Genomic DNA, 19,839 nt, shown 5'->3' on the forward strand with positions numbered 1-19,839 from the left:
ACCGGGGTCGGCGCTTCACCTCACCACCACCCGAGGAGTTTCAAATGAGCAACGTTCCTTACAAGCGCCTGAACAAAGACGATGCCGTGGTCCTGCTGGTCGACCACCAGACCGGCCTGATCTCGCTGGTGCAGGATTTCTCGCCGAACGAGTTCAAGAACAACGTGTTGGCGCTGGGCGACATCGCCAAGTTCTTCAAACTGCCAACCATCCTCACCACCAGTTTCGACGCCGGTCCAAACGGCCCGATCGTGCCTGAACTGCGCGAACAATTCCCGGACGCGCCGTTCATTCAGCGCCCAGGCCAGATCAACGCCTGGGACAACGAAGACTTCGTCAAGGCCATCAAGGCCACCGGCCGCAAGCAACTGATCATCGCCGGTGTGGTGACTGACGTCTGCGTGGCGTTCCCGACCCTGTCGGCGCTGGCTGAAGGTTTTGAAGTGTTTGTGGTGACCGACTCGTCCGGCACCTTCAACGAAACCGTGCAGCAAGCGGCGTGGGCGCGCATGTCGGCGGCCGGTGCTCAGCTGTTGAACTGGTTCTCCGTGGCTTGCGAGCTGCAGGGCGACTGGCGCAACGACATGGAAGGTTTGGCGAATCTGCTGTCGAATCGCCTGCCGAACTACCGCAACCTGATCAACAGCTACACCAAGTTCACTGCCAAGTAATGGGTTGAAGAAAAATGCCCGCTGAAGAGCGGGCATTTTTTTGTCTGTCGCAAAGGGCTCAGCGCTTTTGCAGCCACCCCAGAAACCCACCCTTGCGAACAGCCACAGGCTGGGCCATCAACGCCAGCCGACTGTTCTGCTGCCGTACCGCCTGCAACTTGTTCAATGCCTGGCCGACTTCGCCGCGCTGTTCCATGCACTGGCGGGTCAGGTTCTTGTCGAGCCGATAAATGATCGAAGACGTCAACGCCGTAAACGTTGCCTGCGAAGGCGTATCGGCCAGAATGCTCTGTTCTCCCATGACCTCACTCGGCCCCATGCGCCCGGCCTCGGTGAAACCATTGCCGTCCGGCACGCTGGCGCTGACCACGCCGGTGGCAATCACGAACAGGCTGTCCGGCACTTCATTCAGATCCAGCACAACCTGCCCGGAGCTGTACTGCTGCGCGACCATCGATTCGGCGAGGCGATCGCGTTCTTCATGGCTGAGCGAGCGGAAGATTTTCACTTCATCGAGCAAGGCGCGGGCGCGGGTCGAAGGTTCGATCACGCCGTCCGGGTGCCGCGAAATACCGGCCGCTTCGAGATGGCGGTGGGCGAGGTCGAACAGTTGATTGCGCACTTCAGCCTTTTTGCCCAGCTCGGCGATAAAACCGCTGGCCACGTATTCCGACATCTCTTCGCCGGCCTCTTTCAGCACCGCTTTCGGCGCGGGCGTCAGCAGCAGACTACTGCTGCCTTGCAAGGTGCGGTCGAGGGCATCGAGTACCCGGCGCGGGCGGATGTGGTTCGGCACCTTGATGCTGATCGACACGCCGTGCAGGTTGTTCGGGCGGCTGAGGTTGACGATCTTGGCCTTGGCCGCCACCGAGTTCGGCACCACGGCCAGGGTGCCGGCGCTGGTCAGCAGGTGCGTGGCGCGCCAGTCGATGTCGAGCACTTTGCCTTCGACGCCGTCGATCACCACGAAATCGTCGACCTGATACGGCTTGGTGGTGTTGAGCACGATGCCCGAGAACACGTCGCTCAAGGTGCTTTGCAGCGCCAGACCGACCACGATGGCGAACACCCCGGAAGTGGCGAGCAGGCCTTTCACCGGCAGCTCCAGCACATAACCGGCGGCCGCGACGATGGCCACCAGAAACACCAGCGCACCGATCACGTCCTGCAACAACCGGCCGCTGTGACCGATGCGGCGCATCAGAATCAGGCCGATCACTTCGGTCAGTGCTCGCGCGGCGTACAGCCACCAGAAAATTCCCAGCGCCGTCGCGCCCAGTTGCGCTACCTGATCATCGGCAAAGACTGGCGCCTGCAACGGGCTGACGCCGGCATTGATGATCAGCGCGCTGAAGGCCAGAAACAGCACCAGCCGCATACCGACCCGTTGCGCGCGATGCTTGAACGGCGCGAGGTGCCAGAGCAGGGCGTCGAGCACCAGCAGCAGGGCACTCCAGGACAGCAGGTGGGCAGAAAAAACGCTCATGAGGTGAACTCCGGCGGGCACAAAAGAAAACGCCACACCCGAAGGTGTGGCGAGTGGCTGGACTCAGTTCAGATGGGTCTTGAGTTCCGCCGCGGCCTGGCGCACGGCGGCTTTTACTTCCGGAATCTGATTCAGCGGGTTGAGCAGGCCGAAGTCATGAATCATCCCGTTGTAGCGCACCGAGGTCACCGGCACACCGGCCGCGTCGAGGTGGCGGGCGTAGCCTTCGCCTTCGTCACGCAGCACGTCGAACTCGGCGGTCTGCACCAGCGCGGCGGGCAGGCCCTTGAGCTGTTCGGCGCTGGCGTTGAGCGGCGAGGCATGGATCTGCGCACGCTCGGCCGGGTTGGTGGTGTAGCTGTCCCAGAACCACTGCATCATGCCCTTGGTCAGGAAGTGGCCCTCGGCGAACTGCTGGTACGAGCCGTTATCGAACCCGGCGTTGGTCACCGGCCACATCAGCAACTGGAAGCGCAGGGCCGGGGTTTTCTGTTCCTTGGCCATCAGCGCCACGACCGCCGCCATGTTGCCGCCGACGCTGTTGCCGGCCACCGCCAGACGCTTGCCGTCGACACCGATGTCCTTGCCGTGCTCGGCCACCCATTTCGTTGCGGCGTAGGCCTGATTGATCGCGGTCGGGTACTGCGCTTCCGGCGACGGCGTGTAATCGACGTACACCGCAACCGCGCCAGAGCCCACCACCAGATCACGAATCAGCCGTTGGTGCGTCGGGAAGTCGCCCAGCACCCAGCCGCCACCGTGGAAGAACATGAACACCGGCAGTTCGCCCTTGACCTTGGCCGGGCGCACCACTTTCAGGTTGATCGTCTGGCCATCGACCTTGATTGCCTTGTCGCTGACTTCCACGCCCGACAGGTCAACCTTCACCGAAGCCTGGGCGCCGGTCAGCACCGCACGGGCGTCTTTCGGGCTCAGTTGCTCAAGCGGTTTGCCACCGCCTGCGGCGAGGGCGTCGAGGAAGGCCTGGGTGGTGTGTTCGACGCCAGTGCTTTCGGCGGCGAACGCGTTGCCGATGGACAGGGCGAGGAGGGAAGCGGCGAGGGTTTTCTTGATGTTCATGTGCAATTCCTTTTTAAGTCGTTTGAGTTTTTGTATGCCTTGGGATCGGGCTGCTGTGGCGCTGGGCTTCAGGTCTCAGCAACACCGTGAGCACAGATTAATGAGGTGCCGGAAAGTGAAAAAGCGGCTATAAAGCGTTTAACTGTCAACCAGAGAGTGACAATGAACCCGTTCGAAGACATGCGTATTTTTTGCCAGGTGATGGACTCCGGCAGCTTCACGGCGGCGGCCGATCAGTTGGGCCTGTCCAAGCAGTTCGTCAGCCGTCGGTTGATGCAACTGGAGGAGCGCCTCGGCGTGCGTCTGCTCAACCGCTCGACCCGGCGCCTGGATGTGACGCCGCTGGGCCAGAGCTATTACGAATCGGCGCTGCGGCTGTTAAGCGAAGTTGAACAAGTGGAGCAGGGCATCGCCGGGCAGACCGCCGAACCGCGCGGGACGATTCGTGTCAGCGCGCCGCTGTCGTTTGCGGTGGCGCATCTGGGGTGTCTGCTGCCGCTGTTCTTGCAGCGTTATCGCGAGGTGACGGTGGAGGTCGATCTGAGTGACCGGCCGGTGGACTTGCTCGGCGAGGGCTACGACCTGGCGTTGCGCATCGGCGTGCTGGAAGACTCGACCCTGATCGCCCGACGCATCGCCGCCATCGAGCGGGTGTACTGCGCCAGCCCTGCGTATCTGGCCGAGCGCGGTATACCGGTCAAACCGGAAGACTTGCTCAGTCATGACTGCCTGCCTTACGGCCACGGGCGTTCGGTGCAGTGGAGGTTCAACGCGGGGCAGGGCAAGCCGCAGCTGGTGAATGTCACCGGGCGGATGCGGGTCAACAACGGCGAGTTGCTGCGGGATGCAGCGGTGGCGGGGATGGGGATTACCTACTTGCCGACGTTCATTGTCGGGGCCGCGCTGAAGGATGGGCGCCTGGTGCCGGTGCTGGATGATTTGCGTCCGGAGCCGTTGATCCTGTCGGCGGTGTATCCGCAGCATCGTCAGGCATCGCGGCCGGTGCAGGCGTTGATCGAGTTTTTGCGCGAGCGGCTGGATCAGCGTCAGGGGGTGTTGTAGCCCCAGCCGCTCGCACAATTTTCAGCGTTGCTCAGTTGGCGCGCTTGTCATCGCCTGGCTCGCCGCCAACGTGAACCCCGCGATCATCGCCGGGTTCGCCTGCGGCATGTACGCCATGGTCGTCACCGATTTCGCCCGCGCGGTGTACGCCGTGGTCATCACCGATTTCGCCTGCACGATGAACCCCATGGTCATCGCCGATTTCTCCGGCCCGATGAACGCCGTGATCGTCCCCAGCCTCGGCGTGGGTGCCGTTGCGTCCTGAAGAGGCGCTGTCGCCGGAATGGCCCGAACCATGGTCGCTGCCGCTGTGGCCACTGTTTCCACCGCCGCCGCTGCCACTGTTGCCTCCACTGCCGCTGCCACCGTGGCTACCGCCATTGCCGCCACTGCCACTGCCTCCGTTGCCGCCGCCCCCGCCGTTGCCACCACCGCCACCCCCATTTCCGCCTCCACCACCGCCACTACCTCCGCCGCCCCCACCACCGCTTCCTCCACCCCCACTGCCACCTTCCTTGGCCTGAACACTGGACACCCCGGACAGGTTGTCCGGGATCAATACGGTAGACGCCGACAGGACTGCGCCGATGGCCATTGCGAGCATGAGCTTTTGAATGTGCATATCGTTCTCCGTCTTTGTTGTCTTGATTGGGAACCTGGTTGTGCAGTGTTGCGCTTGAGTCGACCCGTTCCCGGGGTCAGTGAATGCTTGAAGCGAGTTCAAAGATCGGGATGTACATCAGGATCACGATCACCCCGATCAGCAGGCCGATGAAGGTCATGAGCAGCGGTTCGAACAGCCGCACGAACCACTCGATCCAGCGGCTGATTTCCTCGTCGTAGAAGTCGGCGCTGCGTTCCATCATTTGCCCGAGGTTGCCCGACTGCTCGCCGGCGCGCAGCAGGCGCAGAGACACGGGCGTCACCAGCCGATTGAGCTCCAGCGCGGTGGACAATGACTGTCCTTCGCGTACCCGTTCGCAGGCCTGGTCGAGTCGCGCCCGCGAGGCTACGGTGAGCAGGCCGCGCACCATGCCCATGGCGGTCACCAGCGGAATCCCGCCTTGCAGCAGAATCCCCAGTGATCGGTAAAATCGCGCCAGCTCATACATGAAGATCCGCTGGTGCACGGCGGGGAGTTTTTCCACCAGCCGATCCAGCCCACGGCGAAACGCCGGTTGTTTCTGCAACACGGCGAGGGCGGTGATGATTGCCGCCAGAATCCCGAAAAACTCACCCTGATGCGCGTGCAGGAACATGCCGCTGCTCATCAGAATCTGCGACAGCCACGGCAGGTTCGAGCCCAGTCCTTCGAACACCAGACTGAAGCGCGGCACCACGTAACCCATCAAAAACAGCACCACGCCACCGCCGACCACCAGCAACAGCAGCGGGTAGATCGAGGCGCTGACGATCTTCTGCCGCACCTCGTCCATGCGTTGGCGATAGCTGACATAACGACCCAGCGCATCGCCGACCGCGCCGGTCTTCTCGCTGGACTGCACCAGCGCCACGTACAGCGGCGGGAAAACCGCCGACAACTGGGCCAACGCCTGGGAGAACGATTTGCCTTCGTACAGCAGCCGCACCAGCTCAGTCAGGGTTTTTCGGGCGGCGGGCGCGGTTTCTTTTTCCGCCAGGCTTTCCAGTGCATCGATCAGCGGCAGGCCGGCGTTGAGCAGCGTGGTCAGCTCCTGGCTGAACAGCACCAGGTTGAAGGTCTCGCGTTGGCTCAGGCGCAGCGAACGCCAGTGCCGTTCGGCGTGCAGGCTGACCACGCGCAAGCCCTGATCTTCGGCGATGCGCCGCGCTTCGCTGTGACCGGGCGCTTCGATGTTCAGCGACACCACGCCGGCCTTGCCCACTGCCTTCAGATGAAAACGCATGCCGTGTGCTCCGCTCATTGCCAGTTGGTGACTTCGGCGTTTTCGCCTTCGCCGCCGGGCTGGCCGTCCTTGCCCATCGACAGCAAGTCGTACTCGGCGTTTTCACCGGGGTAGCGGTAGGTGTAGTTACGGCCCCACGGGTCCTGCGGCAGTTTTTTCTGCAAGTACGGGCCGGTCCATTTCGCCTCGTCGCTCGGTGCGGTCACCAGCGCCTGCAAGCCCTGTTCGGTGGACGGGTAGTGGCCGACTTCCAGCCGATACAAGTCCAGTGCCTTGCCCAGACCTTCGATCTGCGCCTTGGCGACTTTCACTTCGGAGCGCCCCAACTGGGCGAAATATTTGGGCGCGACGATCCCGGCCAGCAGGCCGAGCACTACCAGCACCACGAGCAATTCGAGCAGGGTGAAACCCTGTTGGGCGCGCGGACGAACATGCAGCTTCATGATGACCTCCGGTGAGTGGCAGCCGAGTCGCCTGAGGGCTTATGCAATTGCCATGCTCAGCCCCCGATAAATCCTGCGTGCGGGCTGAAGCCCTTGAAATACGGGCTTCTCGAGAGTCGGCACAGTGCTTGCGTACGGCTGATTCACGACAGGTCAGTGGGGCATTTCCCCCAATTTTTCGGGGCCTGTCAGGGGAGGCCCAATGCTCAATCCAATCTGCGCAGGACTGCTTGGCTGCATGCTGTTGACCGGCATCGCCGAGGCCGATGTATTTGTCTCCGTGGACGCCAAGGGCAGCTATGTGCTGTCCAACGTCCATCGCCCCGGACGCACCTACGAACGGGTGATTCACGAGGCACAAATGCCCGTGGTCAGCCTTGACCGGCAACCGCAATTGATCGCCAACCAGCCCTACGCGGAACTGGTGTCGGCGGCGGCCACGGCCAATCACTTGCCCGAAGCCTTGCTGCACGCGGTGATCAACGCCGAGTCGAACTACAACCCCGGCGCCACCTCGCCCAAAGGCGCCGGCGGGCTGATGCAACTGATGCCCGACACCGCCCGGGAGCTGGGGGTGACCGACGTCTACGACCCCCAGGCCAACATCCAGGGTGGGGCCCGGTATCTCAAGCGCCTGATGACCCTGTTCGACAACGATATCGCGCTCGCCGTGGCGGCCTACAACGCCGGCCCTGACGCGGTGTTGAGCCGTGGACGGGTGATCCCGCCGTTTGCCGAAACACAGCGTTATGTCCCCAGCGTCCTGCGCCAGTATCGGCGTCTGCAGGGGCTGGCAGCGGACGCACCGTTGTAAACCTTCAACCCGGTTTTCCCCACTTTCGGGGCAAATCCGCCGGGTCGGAAAAACGGGGAAACGGGTGGGGAATATCCCCCGGATTCTCAAATGATTTCTGTAACTGATTGAACAGCAACACGATTTTTTGTGGCATGCGGATTGCTCCGAGGGCTTTGTCGAGAATCATTCCCTGTGAGCACCCACTACGAGGTTTCCGATCATGGTTGGCATTCACCACGCACCGTCCCTGTTGAACTGGCTGCTGTTGCTGGCCTCGATGCTCAGCGTCGAACTGGCCAGTGCCGCCGTGCGCTGCGAACGCAATCTGGTGGCCAACGTCGTGGCCTTCGATCAGCCGCTGATGTTCAACCGCCTCGGTGCGCAGAACGTCAACGGCATGATGTTCGCCTTGCGCCGCGACGTGGTCGATGACCATGACCGGTCACTGGCACAGGGCGGTTCGGCGGTGCCGGGCAAAGTCTCGCTGCGCCCGGACAAGCGTCCACGGCCGCTGGTGCTGCGCGTGGCGGCGGGGGACTGCCTGACGATCAACCTGCAAAATCTTCTGGCGTATCAGGCCAACCCGAACCATCACTCCGAGCCTGAGGGTGAAGAGGAAAACGCCAACGTCGGCGAAGCCTTCAAGGCCGACGAGCAAGTCGCCGACCGGCATGTCGGTTTCCAGGTCAACGGCCTGCAAGCGGTGAACAGCATCGATGACATCGCCTCGTTCACCGGGCGCAACGCCAACAGTCTGGTCGCCCCCGGTGCCAGCCGTTCCTATCTGTTGTACGCCGAGCGCGAAGGGGCGTTCGATGTCAGCAGCCGTGGCGCGACGTTCGGCGGGGAGGGCGCGGCCGGCAACAATGCCAATGGTCTGTTTGCCCAAGTGGTGGTCGTGCCCAAGGGCGGCCGCACTTACCGCAACACCCTCACTGAAGAAGACATGCGCCTGGCCAGCACTGGCCGCACCCCCGCCGGACATCCCATCGTCGATTACCAGGCTCGTTACCCGCAGCGCGAGCCGTGGCTGCGCGAAGGCAAGGCCGGCATGCCAATCATCAGCATGGTCGACGGCAGCGAAATCATCTCCAGCGAAAGCGACGCCATCGTCATGGGCAGCAACCCCGACGGCAGCTTTCCGCCGATCACCTATCCGCTGGAATCGGTGGGCAAGCGCAACCCGGCGCTGCCCAACCGGCTGGAGCCGTTCCGCGATTTCGCCGCGCAGTTCCAGGACGAAACCGCCGTCACCCAGGCGTTCCCGGCGTACTTCGCTGACCCGGTGATGGGCCATGTGCTGGAGCCGACCCGCGACTCGTTCATGATCAACTACGGTGCCGGCGGAATGGGCGCCGAAGTGATCGCCAACCGATTGGGTGTGGGGCCGATGCACGATTGCCTGTCCTGCGCCTACGAAGAATTCTTCCTCAGCTCGCACACCGTCGGCGACGTGGCGATGCTGGTGGACGTGCCGGCCAACTCCGGGCTTGAGAACATCGCCCCCGGCCAGACGCCACGTGCCGATCAGGTCGGCGTCAAAGCGACGATGGCGCTGTATCCGTCAGAGCCGTCGAACGTTGCCCACAGCTACATCGGTGACTTCGTCAAATTCCGCAACACTCACAACGGTTACGAACACCACATCTTCCACTTGCACGGCCACCAATGGCTGTTCAACCCCAATGATGATAACTCCGATTACGTCGACGCTCAGGGCATCGGCCCGGGCGCCGGCTATACCTATGAAATCGCCAATGGCGGCTCGGGCAATCGCAACCGGGTGGCGGGCGATGCGATTTACCATTGCCACTTCTATCCGCACTTTGCCCAGGGCATGTGGGCCATGTGGCGGGTGCACGATGTGTTTGAAGAGGGCACCCGACTGGAGGTTTCCCAGCAGGGTGCCGATGGTTTCCACAGCGAACCCTATGCGCTGCGCAGTGGTAAACCCGCCGCCGGTGCCCGCGCCTTGCCGGACGGCGAAATCATTGCCGGCACGCCAATCCCCGCCATCGTGCCGCTGCCGGGCAAAGCCATGGCGCCGATGCCGGGCAAAGTCGTAGTGGTGCCGAAAATCGGCGAAACCCTGGTCGCCGGCAACGATGACGGCGATGACGGCGATGAGGGAGAAGAGGGCGACGATGATCACCACGGCGGCAACGCTGGCGCTCAGGCTGTTGGTTCTCTGGCCCTGGTGGATCGCAGCGAAGCCAACCGCAACGCCGACGGCAGCCTGAAAAATCCCGGCTATCCGTTCTGGATCGGCGGCATGGAAAGTTCGGTCGGGCAACGTCCGCCGACTCCACCGCTGGACATGCTCGACGCCGCCACCGCGCAATCGCTCAAAGCCAGCGGCAAGGCGCTGTGGGCCAACCTCGACCCGACGCAATCCGGCGGCTGGGACGGTGGTTTGCCGCGTCATGCACTGGACGGAAAGTCTGCTGGTGGCGAAGCGCTCACCGTGACCACGTCGCTGGATTTCTCCAAGGAAGTCACCCGCGCCAAACCGATTTATCTGCCCGAAGAGGGCACCGAAGTCGAACAGGCGGCGATGGCTTTCCACGCGAAAAAGGATCACCCAAGCTTCGCCTTGCTGCCCGGCAATCAAGTGGTGGCCAAGGCCTTCCGCACCAATGGTGCCTTGCCGATTGCTGGCGCGCCGTACTACGAACCGTGCATGGATGACCGTCAGAAACGTTTGACCAGCAGCGCCGGTACAGGCGAATTCAACAGCGGCGAGCGTCTCGATGGCATGTCCTTCGTCGGCGCCTCGACCTTCACCGCCGACCGGCCACGAGTCTACAAAGCCGCCAACATCCAGTTCGACGCGGTGTACAACAAGGTCGGTTATCACTTCCCGCAGGCGCGCATCCTGGCGCTGTGGGAAGACGCCTGGCCGGTGATCACCAAGCAGCGTCCGCCAGAGCCGCTGGTGATGCGCATGAACACCTTCGACTGCGTGCAATACCAGCAAACCAACCTGGTGCCGGCCGTCTACGAGATGGACGATTATCAGGTGCGCACCCCGACCGACGTGATCGGCCAGCACATTCACCTGCCGAAGTGGGACCTGACGGCGGCGGACGGTTCCTCCAACGGCTGGAACTACGAGGACGGCGTGCTTTCCCCCGGCGCCGTACAGGAACGTGTGCACGCGATCCGCGAGTTCAACCAGTGCGCCGGCACCGACCCGCGTGATGGCACCCCGGCCTGCCCGAAAGCCAAGGCGCACCCATTCTTCGGTCAGTACGGACGCAGCGACTGGATGGGCGCGCGCACGGCGATGCAGCGCTGGTTCGTCGACCCGGTGATCAACAGCAAAGGCGTGGATCGCGGCCTGGGCACGATCTTCACCCACGACCACCTCGGCCCATCGACGCACCAACAAATCGGCCTCTACGCCACCGTATTGGCTGAACCGGCCGGTTCCACCTGGTTCCACGCCGAAACCGGCGAGCCTTTGTACAGCGGCGCCCGGCAGGACGGCGGGCCGACGTCGTGGCAAGCGGTGATCAACACCGGCGACCTCGACGGCGACGGTTTGAACGACAGCTTCCGCGAGTTCTTCCTGGAGTACAGCGACTTCCAGCACGCCTATGAAGCCGGGGTGTATGTGGGCGCGGGGCCGAACGGCATCCCGAATGCGCAGGCGTTCCCGGCAACGGCCGACAGCTTCCGCTTTGCGATCAACCCGCCGGTGCGCAACAACGCCGGCAACCTGCTCGAAGCGGTGGTCGAGGCGCGCGGCGGGATCAAACCGGGCTGCCCGAGCCGGCCGTGCCCGCAGGCGATTTCCGTGGATGACCCCGGCATGTTCGTCGTCAACTACCGTAACGAACCGCTGGGCCTGCGGGTGTTCGACCCGAACAAGGTCGGCCCGGACGGCAAGCGCGGCATGCAGGCCGAGGGCCTCGGCGGTGACCTGGCGTACGCCATGCAGAGCCGCACCGACCGGGCGATCCCGGCGCTGAACCTGGCGCCGAACCAGATCAATTCGGCCACCGGGCCTACCGGCGGCACCACGCTGTTCCCGCCGCACATCAACAAGGGCGGCGCCGAACCGGGTGATCCGTTCACACCGATGCTGCGCACTTACACCGGGGACAACGTGCGGCTGCGGGTGCATGCCGGCGGCCACGAGGAAGAGCACAACGTCACCCTGCACGGCGTGAAATGGCTGCAAAGCGGTTCCGGGTTCGGCAACAGTTCGAACTCCGGGTGGCGCGCTTCGCAGATGGTCGGGATCTCCGAGCAGATGGGCTTCATCGCGCCGGTGTCAATGCTGTCGAGTTCGGCGGCGACCACCGGGGATTATCTGTACTCGATGGACGCCTCGATCGAAGGCTACTGGAACGGCATCTGGGGTGTGATGCGCAACTACACCGCGCAACGCAACGACCTGTTCGCGCTGCCGAACAACCCGAAACCCACCGGCATGCGCAACACCGTGGCGTTCGAAGGCAGTTGCCCACGGATCAGCGCCAACCCCAACGGCATCGGCACCCGGCCCACCGTGCAGCGCAACTATGAAGTGGTCGCGGCGCTGGCCAACGACATCCTGCGCAACCCGCTGGGGCTGACCATCGGCGACTCGGCCGGGCTCGGCCAGCATGTTGGCGGGCCGTTGAATCCGGCGGGCGGCACGCTGGTGTTCAACTCGCGGCCGGTGAGCATTCCGCAGGTGACGGTGACCGATCCAGAGGATGGCGAAACCATCACCATCGGCGGTCAGAGCGGGCCGATCCATGACCCGACCGCCATTCTGTACGTGCGCAAGGCGGATCTCGATCCGGCCACCGGCAAGCTCAAACCCGGGATCCCGGTGGAGCCGCTGGTGCTGCGCGCCGCTGCCGGGGACTGCATCAACATCACCCTGGAAAACCGCCTGCCAAGCGTCATGCCGGACCTGGCGCAGACCGCAATCCTGCAAGGCTTGGTCAAGCGTGATCGCAACGGTGGCGACGGTTCGACCACCTTCAACAACAACCTGTTGCGGCCGTCCAGCCACGTCGGACTGCACGCGCAACTACTGGCCTACGACATCACCAAATCCGACGGTGTGAACGTCGGCGCCAACCCGATCCAGACCGTGCCACCGCGTGTCGGTAGCACCGGTGCGTACCCGACCCGTACCTATCAGTACTACGCCGGGCACCTGGAGCGCGAAGGCAAACCGATCACCCAACTGGGGCGCAGCGTCGACAACATCAACGCCACAGCCGTGGAGTTCGGCGGCCTCAACTTCACCCCGGCGGACGTGATCAAACAACCGCAAAAAGGCCTGGGCGGGGCGATGAGCATCCTGCCGGCGGGCGCCACCTGGGTCGACGATGTACGCAAGGTCAGCGCCACGGTGACGGCGGCGGGGCAAACGGCTTATCGCGATTTTGCGATGGTCTGGCAGCGCGCCCTGAACCTGCGCTGGGCCAATGGCCGACCGGTGGAGGGCATTGCTTCCGAAGGTATGGGCGTGCCGAACGATCCGAAGGACAACGCCGGCATGGCCATCAACTACAAGGCCGAACCGATGTGGTACCGCTTCGGCCTGGCGCCGGATGCACCGTTCGGCCGTGCCGACGGCCACGGTTACGGCGACGTGCCCAACGCACACATGGCCTACAGCAACGCGCTGGTCGGCGGTGATCCGCAGACCCCGGTGTTCTACGCCAGGCCAGGGCAGCCGTTCCGCACCCACATCCTGATGCCGACCGGTGGCAGCCGTGGCTCGACCTTCCAGCTCGATGGGCATCTGTGGTCGGTCAACCCGTTCCAGTCGGAGAAGAGCGATGTCGGCGGCTACCCGATGAACACCCCCGGCGTGGGTTCGGTGAAGTTCGGCTACAACCCGATGTCGATGTACATCGGCGCCCGCGAGAGCGTGCTGCCGGCGGCGCACTTCAGCTTCATGTTGCCGAGCGCCGGCGGTGCCAATGCGATAGCGGGGGACTACCTGTTCCGCGACAACGCCTCGTTCGGCAACACGGCGGGGTTGTGGGGGTTGTTGCGGGTGACCAATGAGCCGGAACCGGTCCCTCAGGGCCAATAGCGGGAATGCAGTCGGGAATGTATTGGCAGGGGAGAGCGACATGAACAGGATCATCAACATCATCGGCGTCTGTCTTCTGGCGATGGCCGGGGCGTTGCTCACACTGAGCGAGATTGCCCTGGCGCAAACCGGACCCGGGCAGGTGCTGACCCGCGACGGCGTGTCGATTGCATTCAACCTGCAACCGCTGGCTCGCGACGGCAAATTGCGTGAAGGCGAGTTCGCCGACGTGCAGTTTCGCGTCACCGATGGCGCCTCCGGCCAGCCGCTGTCCGGCGTGGCGCCGGGAGCGTGGATCGATCCCGAAACCGTTGCCGCCGACCAGGCCCAGGGCCGCGACAAGAGCTGCAAATCCCGGGTCGGGACGTTCCTCAAATCCAACATCGGCGCGCGGCCGCTACTCGATCTCAACAGCTACTTCCTGCTGGTGATGAACCGCGATGCCAGCGTTTCGGTGATTGATCCGTCGGTGTCGGTCGGCGGCATCACCAGTACGTTGGCGCGGATCGAACTCAAGCAGCCGCCGATGGATTGGGTCACGCCCAGGGACAACAAACGGGTGTTCGTGTCGATGCCGACAGCAGGGGAGGTGGCGGTGATCGACAGCGAGCAATTCAAGGTGCTCGACTCGGTGGCCGCCGGCAGCCAACCGGTGCGGGTCGCGCTGCAACCGGACGAACGTCTGCTGTGGGTCGGCAACAATGCGGCGAAGGCCGAAGAGTCAGGGGTCACGGTGATCGACGCCCACAGCCTGAAACCGCTCAAACACTTGGCGACCGGTCGTGGGCACCACGAAATCACCTTCAGCAAGGACAGCCGCTTCGCCTTCGTCAGCAACCGTGACGACGGCACGTTGAGCGTCATCGACATCGCCAGCCTGAGCCTCCTGCAACAGATCAAAACCGGCTCCAGCCCGTTGTCGGTGGCGTATTCGCCGCTGTCCGGGGCGGTATATGTGGCCGATGGCAAGGACGGCACCGTCACGGTGATCGACAGCAACAGCCGCGCCGTGCGGCGGGTGATCAAGCTGCAACAGGGCCTTGGCCCGATGGGGTTCAGCGCCGATGGTCGCTTCGGTGTGGTGTTGAACACGGTGGAGAATCGCGCCACCGTCATCGATGCGGCCAATGATTCAGCGATCCATGATCTGGAAGTCTCGGCCGAACCCTATCAAGTGGTGTTCACCAAAGCCTATGCCTACGTGCGCGGGCTGGCGTCGCCGAAAGTCACCATGATCAACCTCGCCTCACTCGGCGAAGGGCGCCAGCCGATCAGCCAGGGTTTCGAGGCCGGGCCGCAGCCGCCACGGCTGGCCGGGAATTTGCCGCTGGCGGCGAGCCTCGCCGTGTCGCGGGACGATAACGCGGTGTTCGTGGTCAACCCGGTGGACAACACCACCTATTTCTACGCCGAAGGCATGAACGCGCCGATGTCCGGTTACCCCAATCGCGGGCAGGTTGCGCGTGCGGCGATGGTTGTCGACCGCAGCCTGCGCGAGGTGTCGCCGGGGCTGTACAGCGCCCGGGTGAAACTGCCGGCGGCGGGGCGTTTCGACGTGGCGTTCCTGCTCAATCAACCGAACATCATTCATTGCTTCAGCGCGCAGGTGGAGTCCGACGGCGCGGCTGAAAAACACGTCGGCCCGCCGAAAGTCGAGTTCCTGCCGGGCAAGACCGCCGTGGCGCTCAACGACCCGTACGTGGTGCGGTTCCGCATCGTCGAGGGCAAGCAAAAGGTGCAGCGCAGCGGCGTGAAAGACGTGCAGTTGCGCTACTTCCTCGCGCCGACATCGCGACCCCGTGAAGTCGCGGCGCTGGAAGTCGCCGACGGTGTGTACGAAGCCCCGGTGACCCTCGACCGCAGCGGCGCCTGGTACCTGCATGTGCGCGCGGCATCGCTGGGCGCGGGTTTCGACGACAAGACATTTGCCAGTGTCCGGGTGCTGCCCGGTCAGACTCAGTGACGAGGACAACGCCATGAACCGATTCGCATCATCCGGCCTGCTGACCTTGTGCCTGTTGGCCGCCGGCATCCATCAGGCCCGAGCCCATTCGGCGGACGAACACGCGGGGCACAAGGCACCGGCCGCCAGCACCCAGGAACACACCCAGGTCAAATTCGTCGACGTGCCGCTGCTCGACCAGAACGGCAAGACCGTGCGCCTGGAGCAGGATCTGGTGCACAACAAAATCGTCGTCATGAGTTTCATCTACACCAGCTGCACCACGGTTTGCCCGGTGGTCTCGTCGATCATGGGCAAGGTGCAGAAACAGCTGGGTTCGCGGGTCGGCGGCGAAGTGCAACTGGTGTCGATCAGCATCGACCCGCAGCACGACGACCCGAAACGGCTGCTGGATTACGCCCGCTCTTTCCAGCGTGGGCCGGGCTGGAGCTGGCTGACCGGTTCGCCGCAGTCGATCAACGCCACGCTCAAGGGCCTCGGTAGTTTCAGCGGTGACTTCAAGAACCACCAGCCGCTGATCCTCGTCGGTGACGGCAACAGCCGCCACTGGATGCGCTACTACGGTTTCACCGACCCGGCGTTGCTGGCCAAGGAAGTGGAAAAACTCAGCGGCCTGCGCACCCACGCCAAACACACTGCGATTGCCATGGAGCAACAGCCATGAGAATGCTCGACTGGATCTCCCTGACGATCTGTTTTCTGATTCTCGGCAACGTGGCGTTCGCTCACGAAGGCCATGCGCTTGAGGCCCCGGCGACGGTGGCCGCCGCGCCGGCCAAAGGTACTCATGACGCGAAAACCTGGTTCACCGACACGCCGTTGCTGGATCAACACGGCGTCACCCAGCGTTTCTACAGTGACGCGCTGCAAAACCGCGTGGTGCTGCTCAACGTCATCTTCACCAGCTGCAACGACGCCTGCCCATTGATCACCCGCAAGCTCAAGGAAGTCCGCGAGCTGCTGGGCGACAAGGCCGACGGCATCACTTTCATTTCCCTTACCAGTGATCCTCTGCGCGACACGCCGGCGGTGCTCAAGGCTTACACCTTGAAGCAGGGTGCCGATGACCCTCACTGGCTTTTCCTTACCGGCGACAAGGCGCAGATGGATCTGGTGCTCGGTCGCATCGGCCAGATCGTGCCGACGCCGGAGCAGCACTCGACCCAGTTGATCGTCGGCGATGTCGCCAATAAACGCTGGAGCAAGATCCGTCCCGACGCCCCGGCCGCCGCCATTGCCCAGCGCTTGCAACTGCTGACAATGCCCGTGGCCGGCCGCTGAGTCCGCGCCATGAACCTGCGCCGCGTTCTCGCCCTGATCCTGCTCGCTGGCGCCAGCCTCGGCGCGGCCGCGTTGCCACTGACCGCTGAAGAAAGCGCCGGCAAGCGCCTGTACCGCGAAGGCCTGTCGGCCAGCGGCGAGGCAATCATGGCGCGGGTCGGTGCGGCGGACGTGTTACTGCCGGCCACCCGCCTGCCGTGTGCCAACTGCCACGGCGCCGACGGTCTCGGCCGGCCCGAGGGCGGCGTGCGTCCACCGGAGCTGAACTGGTCGCGGCTGACCAGCCTCCACGGTCAGCAACAGATCAATGGCCGCAACTACCCGGCCTACACCGACAGCAGTCTGGCGCGGGTGATTCAGGAGGGGCGTGACCCCGGCAACAACCGGCTCGACCCGAGCATGCCGCGCTTTCTGCTGTCGACGAAGGACCAGCGCAACCTCACTGCCTATCTCAAACGCCTGGCCGATGATCGCGATCCGGGGCTCGATGACCAGACTTTGCACCTGGGCACTTTGCTGCCGAGCCAGGGGCCGCTGGCCGAGGAGGGCGCCACGGTGGCGGCGGTGCTCAACGGCAGCGTGGCGCGGATCAATCAGGCCGGGGGCATTCATGGCCGGCAGTTGCGCCTGACCGTGGTCGATCCCGGCCCGGACCGCGCCAGCGCCGAACAGGCTCTGCAACGGTTGATCGATGAGGAAAAGGTCTTTGCGCTGATCGCCCCGCTGGCCCCGGCGCTGGATAGCGAACTGGCGCCGCGTCTGGAGCAGGCCGGTCTGCCCCTGATCGGGCCGCTGTCCTTGATGGGCTCGGTGCAGGCCAGTGCGCAGATTTTCGAACCGCTGCCGGGATTGCGCGAGCAGTTGATCGCCCTGGCCGACTACGCCACCGCCAGCCTGAAAGTGCTGCAAGGGCCGACGCTGATCGCCTATCCCGACGACCCGACCCAGGTGCAGGCCGCCCAGGCGCTGGGGCAATACTTGCAGGATCACGGCTGGAAAAATGTCCGAATGCAGGCCTACGACCCGGCGGCGGATACCTTGCCGCTGGGCTCACGCTCAGTGTTCTACCTGGGCAGCGGCAGCGGTTTCAGTCGGCTGGCGACGGGGTTGCAGCATGCCGGGCAGGTGCCGTACCTGTTCGCGACGTCGGGCCAGGTGGCGGGCGACTTGCTGCAAGTGCCCGAGGGCTTTTCCCGGCGCGTATTCCTGGCCTATCCCTTTGTGCCCAGCGACTGGACTCAGGCCGGGCGCATGGCCCTGACCCTGCTGCGCGAACATCAGGGCCTCGGCGCGCAGCATGCGGTGCTGCAAGTCGGCGCCTATGCCTCGATGCTGTTGTTCAGCGAAGCCATGAAGCAGGCCGGGCGCGACGCCAGCCGCGAAAAGATGGTGGCGGCCCTCGAAGGCCTGCACGACTTCGACACCGGCCTGACCCCGCGCCTCAGCTTCGGCCCCGGCCGGCGATCGGGCTTGAGCGGGGCGCATGTGGTCACCGTGGACTTGCCCGATCAGCGTTTCTATCTGGTCGCGCCCTACAAACCGATTCTCGCGAGCCCCTGAACGGAGGCCTGGATCATGAAGCTCAAAAGCGTGTTGTGGCTGCTGGCATGCTGGTTGCCGATCGCGTTCGCCAATACGGAACCGGTGGCGGCGCGGGTCAACGGCGAGGTGATTTCCGAGTTTCGTCTGGAACGGTTTTTCGCCGAATACCTGGAAGACCGGGGCCGCGCCGTCGCGAGCATCCGCAGTCCAAAGGCCTATAAACAGCTGCGCCAGGCCGCGCTGGACACGCTGATCGACAAGGAACTGCTGTGGCAGGAGGCGCAAAAACGTGGCCTGAAGGTGGACGATCAAGCGGTGCAGCAACAGGTCGAACAGATTCGCGTCGCCATCGGCGGCAGAGACAACTTCCTGCGGCGCTTGCAGGATGCGGGGTTCGACGAAGCTTCGTTCACCGAGTACACCCGACGTGAACTGGCGGCGCAGCAGATGTTCGCCGCGTTGATCCGCGCCAACACCTTGCAGGCTCGGCATTTGCTGGTTCGGGTGGCGCCGGACGCCGATGCCGCCACAGACGCGGCGGCGCGTCTACGCTTGATGCAGATGCGCGCCTCTGTGATTGAGGGAGCAACGTTCGCCAGCGATGCCGTTCGCTCGCCATTCGGCTGGCATTTGATCTATTTGCAGAACCACTTGGAGGCAGCCGATGTCCCACAGATGCAGGGGCTTGCAACAGTCCGGGTACAGCGTGCCCGACAGCAACAGGTCCAGGCTCGTCGCCAGGTGCTCGCGCAATTGCGGGCGCAGAACAGGATCGAACGAATTGACGACGATTGAAGGTTCCCCCCCAATAGTGGGGAATGGCTTCGATGCCCATTCAGGTGCTTCCCCGTTTCTGGGGAACGGGGTACCGGGACGAGCGGGCATTGTCATCAAATTCAAGGACATGAAGACATCAATTTACCGGCACTCGGCCTGGCATGAAGTGTGCGTTACCTCTTGTGAGGCGCACTCCAGCAGGATCGGGCAGTTGATTTGAAAAGGCCGGATCTGTCGCTGCAAGGAGTAGACCTTGGTTAACAAAGTACTGGTTGTCGAAGACGAACAGCTGCTTGCACAGAACCTTCAGGATTATCTGTCGGCGCAAGGGCTGGATGTCCGGATTGCACATGACGGCGCAGACGGAATCGGCCAGGCCGAGACCTTCGCTCCCGACGTGCTGGTGTTCGATTACCGCTTGCCCGATATGGAAGGGTTCGAGGTGCTCGACGCGGTCCGCCAGAACAGGACGTGTCATTTCGTGCTGATAACGGGTCACCCGACCGCTGAAGTCTGTGAGCGGGCGCGGCAACTGGGGGTCAGTCACATCCTGTTCAAACCGTTTCCTTTGGCGGAACTTGCCCGAGCTGTCTGCGACCTTCTGGGGATCCAGCGCGAAGCGAAACCCGGTGCGAGCCCGTCCGAAGGGTTCGTCGAACGACGCCAGAGCAGGACCGAGAGCTTCCCGTTGCAGTTGTACGATGGCAGTTGGGTGCTGGCGGACCGCCGACGAAACCGGTCGGAGGCCATGGCACCGGACGACGATCAAATGCTCACCGGGGAGTAATGGCGCGATAGACGTT

At 63.7% G+C, this 19,839-nt stretch carries 16 protein-coding genes; 10 read left to right on the forward strand and 6 right to left on the reverse strand.

All coding sequences use genetic code 11. The features are described from left to right. Window positions 1–44: 44 nt before the first annotated feature. Window positions 45–671 carry an isochorismate family cysteine hydrolase YcaC gene (gene ycaC, locus AC1RR7_RS26595; protein ID WP_096821302.1) on the forward strand — a complete coding sequence of 209 codons (627 nt, stop codon included), beginning with the start codon at window positions 45–47 and terminating at the stop codon, window positions 669–671. 58 nt (window positions 672–729) lie between these two features. Here ycaC and AC1RR7_RS26600 read toward each other — a convergent pair whose 3' ends face one another. Both AC1RR7_RS26600 and AC1RR7_RS26605 read right to left on the reverse strand, forming a co-directional pair. Further along, window positions 730–2,157 (reverse strand): mechanosensitive ion channel domain-containing protein, encoded by a 1,428-nt coding sequence (locus tag AC1RR7_RS26600; protein ID WP_493158751.1) that lies wholly within the window; start codon window positions 2,155–2,157, stop codon window positions 730–732. A 63-nt stretch (window positions 2,158–2,220) separates the two neighbouring features. Beyond that, complete coding sequence (locus AC1RR7_RS26605) at window positions 2,221–3,237, reverse strand: alpha/beta hydrolase (protein WP_493158752.1); 1,017 nt, start codon at window positions 3,235–3,237, stop codon at window positions 2,221–2,223. A 162-nt stretch (window positions 3,238–3,399) separates the two neighbouring features. Here AC1RR7_RS26605 and AC1RR7_RS26610 point away from each other — a divergent pair, with 162 nt between their 5' ends. After that, window positions 3,400–4,299, forward strand: a complete 900-nt coding sequence (locus AC1RR7_RS26610; protein WP_273539054.1) for a LysR family transcriptional regulator — start codon at window positions 3,400–3,402, stop codon at window positions 4,297–4,299. Between the two features lie 31 nt (window positions 4,300–4,330). On the opposite strand, the gene AC1RR7_RS26615 is transcribed toward AC1RR7_RS26610, so the two are convergent. The 3 genes from AC1RR7_RS26615 to gspG all read right to left on the reverse strand — a co-directional run bounded on the left by AC1RR7_RS26615 (window position 4,331) and on the right by gspG (window position 6,628). After that, window positions 4,331–4,921 (reverse strand): hypothetical protein, encoded by a 591-nt coding sequence (locus AC1RR7_RS26615; RefSeq protein ID WP_493158753.1) that lies wholly within the window; start codon window positions 4,919–4,921, stop codon window positions 4,331–4,333. Between the two features lie 76 nt (window positions 4,922–4,997). After that, a complete protein-coding gene (locus AC1RR7_RS26620) occupies window positions 4,998–6,185 on the reverse strand; it encodes a type II secretion system F family protein (RefSeq protein WP_096821308.1) in 1,188 nt (395 codons plus the stop codon). 14 nt (window positions 6,186–6,199) lie between these two features. After that, complete coding sequence (gene gspG, locus AC1RR7_RS26625; protein ID WP_102622369.1) at window positions 6,200–6,628, reverse strand: type II secretion system major pseudopilin GspG; 429 nt, start codon at window positions 6,626–6,628, stop codon at window positions 6,200–6,202. A gap of 202 nt (window positions 6,629–6,830) precedes the next feature. On the opposite strand from gspG, the gene AC1RR7_RS26630 reads away from it, so the two are divergent. Further along, window positions 6,831–7,442 (forward strand): lytic transglycosylase domain-containing protein, encoded by a 612-nt coding sequence (locus AC1RR7_RS26630; protein WP_249484031.1) that lies wholly within the window; start codon window positions 6,831–6,833, stop codon window positions 7,440–7,442. Window positions 7,443–7,446: 4 nt separating this feature from the next. Here the strand turns inward: AC1RR7_RS26630 and AC1RR7_RS26635 are convergent, their stop codons facing one another. Beyond that, the gene (locus AC1RR7_RS26635; protein ID WP_493072795.1) at window positions 7,447–7,611 is read right to left on the reverse strand and encodes a hypothetical protein; all 165 of its coding nucleotides are present in this window, start codon (window positions 7,609–7,611) and stop codon (window positions 7,447–7,449) included. A 33-nt stretch (window positions 7,612–7,644) separates the two neighbouring features. Between AC1RR7_RS26635 and mnxG the strand changes: the two genes are divergently transcribed. From mnxG to AC1RR7_RS26670, 7 genes are all read left to right on the forward strand, one after another. Beyond that, window positions 7,645–13,473 (forward strand): manganese-oxidizing multicopper oxidase MnxG, encoded by a 5,829-nt coding sequence (mnxG, locus tag AC1RR7_RS26640; RefSeq protein ID WP_493158754.1) that lies wholly within the window; start codon window positions 7,645–7,647, stop codon window positions 13,471–13,473. A 40-nt stretch (window positions 13,474–13,513) separates the two neighbouring features. Beyond that, window positions 13,514–15,436, forward strand: coding sequence for a YncE family protein (locus AC1RR7_RS26645; RefSeq protein WP_493158755.1), 1,923 nt, complete (start codon window positions 13,514–13,516; stop codon window positions 15,434–15,436). 13 nt (window positions 15,437–15,449) lie between these two features. Then, entirely contained in the window at window positions 15,450–16,100 is a 651-nt protein-coding gene (locus AC1RR7_RS26650) for an SCO family protein (RefSeq protein ID WP_493158756.1), read from the forward strand. Then, complete coding sequence (locus AC1RR7_RS26655; protein WP_493158757.1) at window positions 16,097–16,717, forward strand: SCO family protein; 621 nt, start codon at window positions 16,097–16,099, stop codon at window positions 16,715–16,717. The genes AC1RR7_RS26650 and AC1RR7_RS26655 overlap by 4 nt, the downstream gene beginning before the upstream one ends. A 9-nt stretch (window positions 16,718–16,726) precedes the next feature. Further along, window positions 16,727–18,277, forward strand: coding sequence for an ABC transporter substrate-binding protein (locus AC1RR7_RS26660; protein WP_493158758.1), 1,551 nt, complete (start codon window positions 16,727–16,729; stop codon window positions 18,275–18,277). 15 nt (window positions 18,278–18,292) lie between these two features. Next, window positions 18,293–19,054, forward strand: coding sequence for a SurA N-terminal domain-containing protein (locus AC1RR7_RS26665; protein WP_493158759.1), 762 nt, complete (start codon window positions 18,293–18,295; stop codon window positions 19,052–19,054). Between the two features lie 235 nt (window positions 19,055–19,289). Further along, window positions 19,290–19,823, forward strand: coding sequence for a response regulator (locus tag AC1RR7_RS26670; RefSeq protein ID WP_102622377.1), 534 nt, complete (start codon window positions 19,290–19,292; stop codon window positions 19,821–19,823). The last annotated feature ends 16 nt before the right edge of the window (window positions 19,824–19,839 follow it).

This window comes from Pseudomonas sp. GW821-FHT11G12, assembly GCF_058808055.1.

Excerpts from the sequence above, each read along its gene's own strand:
- ycaC (WP_096821302.1), top strand. The coding sequence starts at position 45 with ATGAGCAACGTTCCTTACAAGCGCCTGAACAAAGACGATGCCGTGGTC.
- AC1RR7_RS26600 (WP_493158751.1), bottom strand. The coding sequence starts at position 2,157 with ATGAGCGTTTTTTCTGCCCACCTGCTGTCCTGGAGTGCCCTGCTGCTG.
- AC1RR7_RS26605 (WP_493158752.1), bottom strand. The coding sequence starts at position 3,237 with ATGAACATCAAGAAAACCCTCGCCGCTTCCCTCCTCGCCCTGTCCATC.
- AC1RR7_RS26610 (WP_273539054.1), top strand. The coding sequence starts at position 3,400 with ATGAACCCGTTCGAAGACATGCGTATTTTTTGCCAGGTGATGGACTCC.
- AC1RR7_RS26615 (WP_493158753.1), bottom strand. The coding sequence starts at position 4,921 with ATGCACATTCAAAAGCTCATGCTCGCAATGGCCATCGGCGCAGTCCTG.
- AC1RR7_RS26620 (WP_096821308.1), bottom strand. The coding sequence starts at position 6,185 with ATGCGTTTTCATCTGAAGGCAGTGGGCAAGGCCGGCGTGGTGTCGCTG.
- gspG (WP_102622369.1), bottom strand. The coding sequence starts at position 6,628 with ATGAAGCTGCATGTTCGTCCGCGCGCCCAACAGGGTTTCACCCTGCTC.
- AC1RR7_RS26630 (WP_249484031.1), top strand. The coding sequence starts at position 6,831 with ATGCTCAATCCAATCTGCGCAGGACTGCTTGGCTGCATGCTGTTGACC.
- AC1RR7_RS26635 (WP_493072795.1), bottom strand. The coding sequence starts at position 7,611 with ATGATTCTCGACAAAGCCCTCGGAGCAATCCGCATGCCACAAAAAATC.
- mnxG (WP_493158754.1), top strand. The coding sequence starts at position 7,645 with ATGGTTGGCATTCACCACGCACCGTCCCTGTTGAACTGGCTGCTGTTG.
- AC1RR7_RS26645 (WP_493158755.1), top strand. The coding sequence starts at position 13,514 with ATGAACAGGATCATCAACATCATCGGCGTCTGTCTTCTGGCGATGGCC.
- AC1RR7_RS26650 (WP_493158756.1), top strand. The coding sequence starts at position 15,450 with ATGAACCGATTCGCATCATCCGGCCTGCTGACCTTGTGCCTGTTGGCC.
- AC1RR7_RS26655 (WP_493158757.1), top strand. The coding sequence starts at position 16,097 with ATGAGAATGCTCGACTGGATCTCCCTGACGATCTGTTTTCTGATTCTC.
- AC1RR7_RS26660 (WP_493158758.1), top strand. The coding sequence starts at position 16,727 with ATGAACCTGCGCCGCGTTCTCGCCCTGATCCTGCTCGCTGGCGCCAGC.
- AC1RR7_RS26665 (WP_493158759.1), top strand. The coding sequence starts at position 18,293 with ATGAAGCTCAAAAGCGTGTTGTGGCTGCTGGCATGCTGGTTGCCGATC.